This is a genomic window from Desulfotignum phosphitoxidans DSM 13687 (genome assembly GCF_000350545.1).
GTDB classification, from domain to species: Bacteria; Desulfobacterota; Desulfobacteria; order Desulfobacterales; family Desulfobacteraceae; genus Desulfotignum; species Desulfotignum phosphitoxidans.
Genome location: NZ_APJX01000032.1, coordinates 1 through 2,285 on the forward strand (window position 1 = coordinate 1; position 2,285 = coordinate 2,285).

Here is a 2,285-nt window from a genome sequence, read left to right on the forward strand (position 1 = left end):
TCGGAAATACAAAAATTTGTATTTCTGACACTGTTCAAATGATACATGCCGGTATCCCGCACAGGTAAAGGGATACGCTGGAAATGGACAATATGACATGCCCGACATATTCACTTGAGAATCTGTACCTGATCCATCTGGCAATAGAGACTGCATCGCCAAGTTTTGCTGCCGGCACAGAAAAGTACAGTCCATTGTTTTCACTTCCACGGTCCAGTTTTTTCACTTTATTGAGTTCATGAGTTGCATTGGTATCCTTTATAAAAGCGCCTTTTGCAAATTTCTGGTATGGGATAATTTATCATTGAGCAGGATAAATCTTAACGCCCAGATGGAGATGTGGGAATGAAATGAAGCAAAATGAGCATCCTTCTGCAAGCTGATGTTTGGTCTGTAATATTATCAAGCTGAAACCGCCTGATATATAACTGGTCGATATTTAGGGATCGGAATAGTTTTTCCCTCTGCTCGTGCTGCCGCTATCCACAAATCCCTGGCCTTCTGGACTTCATGCAATGCCTCGTCAGGAGTCTCGCCGAACGCGGAGCAAGCCTCAAGATCGGGTATATCAGCGATGTACCCTTTGTCCTCATCTGAATAGAAAATGTTTATATGATAGTCCTGTATTATTATTCATCCTCCAGTTTAAGATCATGTTTCTCAACCACTTTCAGAAACTGGCGAATTTGATATGGTTTGGCTTGCCCCTTGACATCTTGCAGATTCACGAGCTCAGGAACCAGGCCTTGGATAATGCAATTTTTTGGAGAAGGATCACTTATCCATTCTTTAGAGTTTTGATTGCCCGGATGATGCCGTAAAAGATCAGCACGCCACCCACCACGCAGTTTAATATTTGCACAAGCCAGGCCGGAATGCCGGATTTAAGCATGGATAAAATATACATGCTTAAAGACAGGAAAACAAAGGTAGATAATCCGGTGCCGATCGCGAATATCATGAGCTGGTTTTTCTGATAAGTTTTTTTCAATGGCTTTGGCGGAAAAAATGCTGCTCCAGAAAACAATGGTCAGCGGGCTTGAAATCGTCAGTATGAAACAGCTTGTAAAACTGCTCAAAGGGGTCCAGACCGAAACGACATGGGCGGTCTCACTGATGCCTGCAATTCCCTTATGCAGGATCATCAGACCGAATAAAACCAGTATGACCGAACCGGTGATTCCGAATTTTTTCTTGATCCCGTTTTTCTGGAGCAGCTTTCCGATTCCGATCAATGACAAGATTATATAGATGTAATCGACTAGGGTAACGGCCAGAATGCCGGACAGGCTGTTGATAAAATCGCTGTCCATCGTGATTGATAAAATATAAAAAAAACAGGACCTAAAGCCAGTTGTAAAAACATACCGGTCAGCATTCCGTCGAACAGTATTATCATTAAATCCTTCGCCCTCCTAAAAAGTTATTACCTAACCACTACTACCACAAAGGTTTCAGATCCTATAAAAAAAATCTATGCCTGTTAGCAATGCAGATATGATATATGATCTGAAAAATTCAGAGAATAGCCATTTCAAGTTTAATTGGAGCATTTAATTAATAATTTAAAGGATGACCTGAAAATGAGCGCTAAAGTTGAAAGCCCTGTTGATTCAATCGGTATGAAAATTCTCCGGGAGCTTCAGATGAATGCCCGGAGCAGTTTCAGCCGGATCGGACGTAAAGTGGGACTGTCTTCGCCTGCCGTTGCAGAACGGGTCTATAAAATGGAGTCTGCTGGCATAATAGGCGGATATCATGCAGATATCAATTCCCAAGCCTTCGGTCAGGTCGTCATGGCGTTTGTCACCCTGACCAATCAGCCGGAAAAATATCAGGCAATCTATGCCTTTGCCGAAAAGGAGGAGGAGGTCGTGGAATGCCACCATATCAGCGGCAGTGAATCCCTGATTCTGAAAATTGTCACCGGGTCCATTGGGCAGCTCAACACCATGATTGAAAAACTCACCCAGTTCGGAGAGACAAAGACCTCCATTGTCCTGTCCTCGCCAGTCCTAAAAAAAACAGGGATTTTTCCCCTGGAACCTGAAAATTTTCAATTGCGGAAAAGACCTGAAGGACAGGGTTAACTATCGCTCAGAAAAAAATCATATGTTGCCCGAAAGATCGCCTATGGGTTGAGCACTATGAATGCCAGTAGAATCCATAATTATGAATTGCCCTGAGTATAGGCACATTGAGGGAGCATGCTTTCCCTTCAAATTTACTGAAAGTCAGATGTTTTCTGATCTGAAAATGTCATGGATACAACAAGTATCGTTTAT

3 protein-coding genes are annotated in these 2,285 nt (G+C 42.7%); 1 reads left to right on the top strand and 2 read right to left on the bottom strand.

Features of this window, described 5'->3' with window-relative positions:
- Positions 1-402: 402 nt before the first annotated feature.
- Complete coding sequence (locus DPO_RS26830; RefSeq protein ID WP_201765677.1) at positions 403-633, bottom strand: type II toxin-antitoxin system HicB family antitoxin; 231 nt, start codon at positions 631-633, stop codon at positions 403-405.
- Positions 634-884: 251 nt separating this feature from the next.
- The gene (locus DPO_RS24945; protein WP_268870658.1) at positions 885-1,328 is read right to left on the bottom strand and encodes a LysE family transporter; all 444 of its coding nucleotides are present in this window, start codon (positions 1,326-1,328) and stop codon (positions 885-887) included.
- Positions 1,329-1,583: 255 nt separating this feature from the next.
- On the opposite strand from DPO_RS24945, the gene DPO_RS23490 reads away from it, so the two are divergent.
- Complete coding sequence (locus DPO_RS23490) at positions 1,584-2,090, top strand: Lrp/AsnC family transcriptional regulator (protein WP_006968879.1); 507 nt, start codon at positions 1,584-1,586, stop codon at positions 2,088-2,090.
- Positions 2,091-2,285 lie beyond the last annotated feature (195 nt).

What these genes read in the sequence shown, in the direction of transcription:
- DPO_RS23490 (WP_006968879.1), top strand. Translation starts at nt 1,584, where the DNA reads ATGAGCGCTAAAGTTGAAAGCCCTGTTGATTCAATCGGTATGAAAATT.